The sequence below is a fragment of the Cyanobium sp. HWJ4-Hawea genome (assembly GCF_024345815.1).
In the GTDB taxonomy this organism is placed as follows: Bacteria; Cyanobacteriota; Cyanobacteriia; order PCC-6307; family Cyanobiaceae; genus Cyanobium_A.
Genome location: NZ_JAGQBV010000079.1, coordinates 1 through 7,101, shown reverse-complemented (window position 1 = coordinate 7,101; position 7,101 = coordinate 1). Strand labels below are relative to the sequence as shown.

Annotated in this window: 5 protein-coding genes; all 5 read right to left on the bottom strand. The window is 53.0% G+C overall.

The features are described 5' to 3' along the window. Positions 1-19: 19 nt before the first annotated feature. Complete coding sequence (locus KBY58_RS12405; protein ID WP_255004631.1) at positions 20-1,612, bottom strand: GMC family oxidoreductase; 1,593 nt, start codon at positions 1,610-1,612, stop codon at positions 20-22. A gap of 72 nt (positions 1,613-1,684) precedes the next feature. Then, positions 1,685-4,378, bottom strand: coding sequence for an MGH1-like glycoside hydrolase domain-containing protein (locus tag KBY58_RS12400; RefSeq protein ID WP_255004629.1), 2,694 nt, complete (start codon positions 4,376-4,378; stop codon positions 1,685-1,687). Positions 4,379-4,382: 4 nt separating this feature from the next. Further along, positions 4,383-5,927 (bottom strand): GMC oxidoreductase, encoded by a 1,545-nt coding sequence (locus tag KBY58_RS12395; protein ID WP_255004628.1) that lies wholly within the window; start codon positions 5,925-5,927, stop codon positions 4,383-4,385. A gap of 43 nt (positions 5,928-5,970) precedes the next feature. Next, the gene (locus KBY58_RS12390) at positions 5,971-6,573 is read right to left on the bottom strand and encodes a heme-copper oxidase subunit III (RefSeq protein WP_254933737.1); all 603 of its coding nucleotides are present in this window, start codon (positions 6,571-6,573) and stop codon (positions 5,971-5,973) included. A gap of 3 nt (positions 6,574-6,576) precedes the next feature. Continuing rightward, positions 6,577-7,101, bottom strand: a 525-nt coding sequence (locus KBY58_RS12385; RefSeq protein ID WP_255004627.1) for a cbb3-type cytochrome c oxidase subunit I, incomplete at its 5' end; no start/stop codon positions are given.

Sequence of the window (7,101 nt, the reverse complement as noted above, 5' to 3'; positions counted from 1 at the left end):
GGGCTGAAGTTATATAGTTCTACAATCTAGCCAACAGATGATCCCCAACACGCAGGGCGTTGGCGATGGCGGTAAGGGATGGGTTGACCGCGCCAATTGTGGGCATGAAACTGGTATCTACAACGTAAAGGTTATCGAGTTCATGGGCCTTGCAATCAAGGTCCAAAACCGAGCTTGCTGGGTCCTTGCCAAAACGGCATGTACCGGCCTGGTGCCCGACTGCAGCAATATTCATATCGCTCTTGATATAGAACTGTCGCTCAATAAGATGATTTTTTAAGTAAAGGCGATCCAGCAGATCGGTCAAACGTCCATAGAGGCGGTGGGCAGCAGTTTGATTATTAAGCGTATAATTCAGCTTGATATCACCATTGCCATTAACGGTTACTCGGTTTTCAGCAGCGGGGAGATCTTCTGAGGAAATCCAAAAATCAAGGGCATGCTCGGCAATCTTATCCATCGACCAGCCAGGCATCAGGAAAGTTTCAAGGGGGGCATAGCCCTTCATGATCGTGCCATTGGTCTTACCGGTCATCTGAATATTACCCATGGGGTAATCAAAATCGGCATCACCTAGGTACCAATCATTTACAGAAATAGTCTTCTGGAAAGTTGTGGTATTCGGCTCATGGGACAGGGCAACCATTGCCTTACTATTGTGGAACATATAGTTACGACCAACCTGGTCCGAGCCATTGGCCAAGCCATTTGGATGCTTGTCGTTGGCCGACATCAGCAGCAAACGCGCACTATTTGCAGCACCACAACTGACCACAACCACATCACCACTGACGGTCATGGGGGCGCCATCTCGCTCGAGCTCGACAGATTTAACAGAACGACCAGATGGATCTGTCACCAACCGCTTTACATGGGCCCGGGTTAGCAGAGATACGTTATGGGCACCCAAAGCAGGTCTGACACCAAGCACTTCCGCATCAGACTTGGCATGCATCAAGCAGGGAAAGCCATCACAGCAGTTGCACTTACGGCAACGGCTAAAGGGAAAATTATCCTCATCAAGCATTACCCCAGTGGGAGCATGGAAGGGGTGTAACCCCGCTGAACGAAGATCGTCGACGAGCTTCTGAATGCGGGGCTCGTGGGCAATTGGGGGATGGGGATAGGCACTACTGCAGGGTGGTTCGGTGGGATCCTCACCCCGCAGTCCATGCACGTGGTACATCTGCTCAGCCCGCTGGTAATAGGGCTCAAAGTCGCTGTAGCGCAGGGGCCAGGAAGGAGAAATACCATCAAAGTGGACCAACTCCTCAAAATCCTGTTGGCGCAGGCGGAAGTGGGCCGCGCCATACATTTTTGTAGCGCCACCCACGAAATAGTGGCTGCCAGGTTGAAAGGCCTTGCCCTGTTTGTCGTACCAGATGTCCTTAGAAACGTAGCGACCCTTCTGAAATACCTCCTCCGCATCCCAGTTCTCGGGCTCCTGGGGTAGCCAATCACCCCGTTCCAGAATCAATATTTTTTTACCACTGGGTGCCAAGTGGCGAGCCAAGGTGCCTCCGCCAGCACCACTACCGATAATCACCACATCAAAATGGGCACCGTCGGCCACCTCCAGCTGGCGTGCCTCAGGCAAAGGTGAGATGGCCATGGAGGGCCCAGGCAAAGCAGCGTTGTTTTGATGGATAGCCATGGTGAACAAAAAGCAGGCGAAAGCTAGCCGCTACCCATTCGGGTAACGGTTCAATTGTGTAATCATCTTGGCCACCATCGCTGTCCAGCCTGTCTGGTGGGAAGCCCCCATGCCTCGCCCATGGTCGCCATGAAAATATTCGTTAAAGGCAATTAGGTCACGCCAGTGGGGATCTTCCTGAAACAGCTGAACATCACCATTAAAAGGCCTCTGGCCATCTTGATTTCTAGTAAAGATGCTTACCAGGCGTTTCTCTAATTCAAGGGAGGCCTCCCAGAGATTAATCCAATTGCCAGAGCGTGCAGGAAACTCAACCTTGAAATTATCGCCATAGAAGTGGGCATATTTCTGCAAGGACTCAATTATAAGAAAATTAAGTGGCATCCAGACTGGGCCGCGCCAATTCGAATTGCCGCCAAACATACCGACAGGGCTATCCCCGGGGCTATAGGCCAGCTGCTCACTATCAGCACCCTCCGTAAATGAATAGGGATCTGATTCATATACTTTTGAAAGCCCCCTGATGCCATAGGGTGAAAGGAACTCTTCTTCATCAAACAGACGTTCACAGATCCTTCGGAGACGATCCGTGGGTACGAGGGTAAATAAGAGGCGATCGTTGTTCCATTTGCCTAAATTGTGCTCAAGCCAGGTAGGGGAAGTGCGCTCATGCACAAACCAAGCCAAACTACTTTTAACATCTAACACTGGCAAACGATCGACTGTCTCACGATCAAAGCTGGCTACGGCGAGCATGGGGATTAAGCCGGACAGGGAGCGGGTCCGCAGATAGGCAGAACTTCCATCTGGACGCTTGAGAACATCGTAGTAAAAACCATCATCCTCATCCCAATTTACGAATCCATGGGCAGACTGGGAAGCCGGCGAATTGAGAGTGATTGCCAGTAGAGAAAAATCATAAACAAAACGCTCACAAATGTCAGAATATCCTGGAACATCCTTACTCAACTCTACCGCTATATTTAACATATTAAGGCTCAGCGATGCCATCCATGCAGTGCCATCGCACTGTTCGATTCGGCTACCATCGCGAAGCGGGAAACGGCGATCAAAAACAGCAATATTATCCAGCCCTAGAAAGCCTCCATCAAAAATGTTGTCACCATCCCTAGCATTTCGGTTAGCCCACCAACCATATTCCAAGAGCAGCTTGCGCATTGATGAGGCCAGGAACATCGTGTCCCGGTTGCCGGTTTGCCTTTCTTCAATTTGGAAAATTCGCATGGCCGCCCATGCCCCAATGGGAGGATTGGGATCGGATAATGCCCATTCATAGGCAGGGGTTTGTGCGGTCGGATTGGTGTAATGAGGAGAACGTAAAAGCATGCACTGCTCCTTTGCAGTTGCGGGATCAAGAGTGGCAAATGCAACGGCATGGAACATTAAATCCCATTGGCAAAAATAGGGATATTCCCAAGCATCTGGCATCGAAATAACCTGATGGGCATGGAGACGATCCCACCTGGCTGTTTCCGTAAACCTTCGCCCTTCAGGCGGCTTTTCTTGGGTGGGATCACCCTCTAACCATCTACCAACACTCCAGCCGTAGTATTTTTTGCACCAAAGCAACCCGGCCAATGCCGTGTTATGGATCAAGCTTTGATCACCAGAAAGGCCAGGGGTGCAGTATTCATTGAATTCTTGGCACTCTTTCTCCCTGGCAAAGAAGATATTGTCAAATTCCACTCCAAAGGGTTCATCGGTATTGTCGCAAGGCCTCAAACGCAGTTCCAGGCACCACTCCTCGCCAGGAGCGAGTGTTCGCTGTAATAGGCAAGCCGCTTTTGTTCCATTTTGATCTGGATTAATAGCCCCATGCTCAGAGCCAATCAAGAAGCGATGGAATCCATCTTTCTGGTAAGGAGTGGTATTCGGCTGATTAAAAAGTCTTTGATAATTAGTTTCGTTATCAGTAAACAACCACTGGCCAGTCTCCTTACACAAAAGCTCGCATGCCGGCAAATCAGCAAGCTGGGGGATTAATACACGATCATTCTCAAGCGACATAGGCTTACGAACCTCGCCTGGATAACCCCATGCCCAAGTGTTGCGAAGCCAAACGGTAGGCAAAAGATGTATCGGAGCTGGATCAGGCCCTCGGTTAACCGCACGAATCCTGATCAAAATGTCTGTAGATGATGCCTTTGCGTACTCTATAAAGACATCAAAATAACGATTTTGATCGAAGGTTCCGGTATCTACAAGTTCGAATTCAGGCACATCACGGCCACGCCTGCCATTCTCCTCGAGCAAATGCTGATAGGGAAATGCAGCCTGGGGATACTTATACAAGCCCCGCATGAAGCTGTGGGTTGGCGTATTATCAATGTGAAAATAGTAGTCCTTAATATCCTCTCCGTGGTTACCCTCCTGATTGGCCAGGCCGAATGGACGCTCCTTCAGAATTGGGTCAACACCATTCCAGAGGGCCAATGAAAAACAGAGACGACATTGCTCGTCGCAGATTCCCAGCAATCCATCTTCTCCCCAGCGATAAACACGGGAGCGGGCATGGTCATGGGGGAAGGAACTCCAGGCGTCACCGTCGGCCGAATAATCCTCCCTAACCGTGCCCCATTGGCGCTCAGGCAGATAGCTGCCCCATAGAGACCAGGGCTCTAGGCCCTGGTCCCGTTCTGAAATACGCTGCAACTCCGCAGGCTTCAAGCCTTGATCAATAGATTTAGCGGGAGAAGATGTCATCGGATCAGGAGTTAAAAAGGGAAGCCTTCAGGGATTCAGCTATACGCATGGCATTGGCGATGACCGTGAGGCCAGGCCCCACCGCAGGGCAACTGGGGAAGAGGCTGGCATCAGCAATAGTGAGGTTGGCTAGTTCATGGCAGCGGCCGTCGAGGCCAACAACGGCAGTGGCCGGGTTATCTCCCATTCGGCAGGTGCCACAGGCGTAGCCCACCGCCGAAAGGGGAGCCTCACCACGGGGATGGGTGGGAGCCGCACTAACCACATGGGTGAGGGGATCTGCCTCCACCTCCTTGAGGGTGTCGATCCAGCGGTAGATCAGACGGTCATGGGCCTCACGGTTGTTGTGCACATAGTTGAGCTGGATACGATCACCGCGCAGGCTGACCCGGTTGTGGCGATCCGGCAAAACAGGACTCAGGGCCCACCAGGTAACTGAACGGGCTGCCAGCTGCTCGAGGCCCATGTTGGGTAGGAGCTTGGTAACCAGGGAGAGCACCGGCGGCGATTCCGCAAACAGGGCATCCTGCAAAACTCCGCCCCCGTTCTGGATTGAACCCAGGGGGAAGCTCACATTTTTGTCACCCCAGAGGTAGTCGTTTACACCCAAACTGCGGGGGTAGCGGCCGTTATTTGGCTTTGCCGCCAGCTGAATAATTGAAGTGAGCTGGGGATGCATAAGGTTGCGACCCACCTGGTCTGAACCATTGGCCAATCCCCGGGGATGCTGGTCGCTGGCGGAGCGCAACAAAATCGCCGCCGTATTGATGGCACCAGCCGCCAACACCACCTGATGCCCCTGAAAGAGCCAGCTCTGGCCATCAATCAGGGCCTCCACACCCCGCACCTCATTACCGCTGGGGTTGACATGGAGGGAGCGCACATCGGCGCCCGTTCGAATCGTGATTGCCCCATCCTGCCCTTGGGAACCAGGGCCAGATCGGGCCAGGTCAACCCCAAAAAGCTCGGCATCACCAGAGGGATCCTGGGGCGAATCAGACCAACTAATTGGCAGGTCATAGGGATTGGTGCCATGGCGCTGCAGCGCCGAGCGCAGCTCCTCCATGAAGGGCTCAATCGGCTTTGGCGCCTGGGCAAAGTCGTGGCTGCGGGCCGGTTCGGTCGGATCAATTCCGGCACGGCCATGCACGCAATAACGTGCCTCGGCCTGCCAGTACCAGGGGGCCAGGTCGTCGTAGGTCAGTCCCCAGGCAGGGGCATGACTTGCCTGCAGGGCAAGCCCGCCAAACTCCCGCTCCCGCATCCGCTCAAGCACCCCACCCCAAATCTTGGTGTTACCGCCAAGGGCATAGATGGCCTGGGGGGAAAAGGGATCCCCATCGGTGCCAAACCACTGCTCCTTCGGGTGGTAACGATCCTTTCTAAAAAGGCCCACATCGGCCACGTTTTGATCCTCGGCAGGCATTTGCCCACCCCGCTCCAAAAGCAAGACCTTGAGACCGGAGCCCACCAATTGGGCAACGAAGGTGCCCCCGGCAGCACCGCTGCCAACCACGATCACGTCATAGCTGATGTCGTCGATAATCACGTCAAATTACCTCCGGTGGTTTGGGCTAGGGAAAGGATCAAAATCATTGCCACAAATAGATCAAGATAAATAGAACAATCCAGATCACATCAACAAAATGCCAGAAAAGCGAAGTGGCTTCTACCCCCTGCTCACCTTTTTCGTAGTTTCCAGGTAGAAAAGATTTGACCAACATCAGACCCATCAAGCCAATGCCCGTGGCAACGTGCAGGCCGTGGAAACCAGTAAGCAAGTAGAAGGTGCCACCGAAGGTGCCGGAGGTAAACCCAAACTCCAGCCCACTCCACTCCACGTACTGGCCGTAGAGGAAATAGGCCCCCATGGCCATGGACAAAAGCCAAAAACCGCGGAAGAGGGCAAGATTTTCCTTGGCCTTAAAACGCTCTGCCAAGTAGATGGTGCCACTACTTGAAACCAAAACGATTGTATTTATCAAGGGCATGTGCACATCCAGCCCCGCCACCCCGGGCGGCAACCAGTTCAGGGCACTGGTTTTCAACACTGCATAACCGCTAAAGAAAGCCAGGAAAATTACGCTCTCGGAGCACAGAAAAATAATAAAGCCCGTCAGATTATGCTTTTTCTCGTCATGGGGCTGGGGTTGGGGCTCGACAATTAGGGAGCTTGGCGGTGTAGTGAAAGTCATTGCTTAGTTCTCCTTGAGGGCCTGTTCGTAGGCCGCCTGGTTTTCCACCAGCGGCAGCCCACTGCCATAGCCATAGGGGCGGGAAATAACAGTGGGCACAAAGTCGCCAAAGTTGTCTTCATGGGGAGGGGAAGGCAACAGCCACTCAAGGCCAATGGCATTCCAAGGATTGGCGGGGGCCTTTTCTCCCCGAACCCAGGAGCTAATCATGTTGAGAAGGAAGGGAATAATCGAAACCCCCAGCAGGAAGGCCCCCAGGCTGGCGAGCACGTTCCAGAAGGCAAACTCCGGGTCGTAGGAAGAAACCCTCCTGGGCATACCCATCAAACCGAGGGGATGCATGGGCAGAAAATTGAGGTTTGCGCCAATGAAGGTCAGGGCAAAGTGCAGCTTGCCCAGCCCTTCGTAGGGCATGCGGCCCGTGAACTTGGGAAACCAGTGGTAGATGGCGGCGAAAATGCCCATAACGGCGGCGCCATAGATCACGTAGTGGAAGTGACCAACCACGAAATAGGTATTACTTACGTG

Excerpts from the sequence above, each read along its gene's own strand:
- KBY58_RS12390 (WP_254933737.1), bottom strand. The coding sequence starts at position 6,573 with ATGACTTTCACTACACCGCCAAGCTCCCTAATTGTCGAGCCCCAACCC.
- KBY58_RS12400 (WP_255004629.1), bottom strand. The coding sequence starts at position 4,378 with ATGACATCTTCTCCCGCTAAATCTATTGATCAAGGCTTGAAGCCTGCG.
- KBY58_RS12405 (WP_255004631.1), bottom strand. The coding sequence starts at position 1,612 with ATGGCCATCTCACCTTTGCCTGAGGCACGCCAGCTGGAGGTGGCCGAC.